The sequence below is a fragment of the Vibrio sp. 1978 genome, assembly GCF_033344345.1.
The window spans coordinates 1-579 of sequence record NZ_JAWPOP010000784.1 but is presented as its reverse complement, the minus strand read 5'-3'; the positions used below and the strand labels follow the sequence as shown (position 1 = coordinate 579).

Here is a 579-nt window from a genome sequence, read left to right as displayed (position 1 = left end):
GACCGCGGCTACACAGAAAGCACATGCCGCCAATGCTTGCCAAGAAAACTCTCTGCCTGCAAAGCGCATTAACGATAAACGCGAAGACAAGCGAATTGGTTGCGATTTCAACAATCGAATCAGTGGCCACAAACAGGAAATCAGAGCGCCCATTGCCGACATAATCAAACTGTATAAGCTCGACTGCCACGACCAACCGATAGTAAGGCCAACGTTGGCGTCATATAGATCGCTCAAACTGGAAGATACTGCAGGGATCAACTCGTTCGCCAACATGAGTCCAAAGAAGTTACCGCAAGCCCAAGCGACCAAAACGAGTATCGAGAGCTCAAGTAATAGCGCTTGCGCCAATTGGGTTCCATTCACACCGGTTTGACGCAAAATGCCGACTAATCGCTGACGCTGAATAAAAGACAATGACATCGCTTGATAAAAGATGAACAGTCCAACCAAAAATGACAACATCCCCATCGCGGTTAGGTTCATGTGAAATGCTTTGGTCAAAGATTCAAGCTCAGTACGAGTGTTTCGAACCAAGGTCATGCCATTTGGCAGTATGTTTTTTAATGCGATCAGTTT

Annotated in this window: 1 protein-coding gene; it reads right to left on the bottom strand. The window is 46.5% G+C overall.

The genetic code is table 11. The features are described 5' to 3' along the window. Positions 1-579 (bottom strand): ABC transporter permease (locus tag R8N49_RS29090; protein WP_318190694.1); only part of this gene is annotated, 579 nt, incomplete at both ends.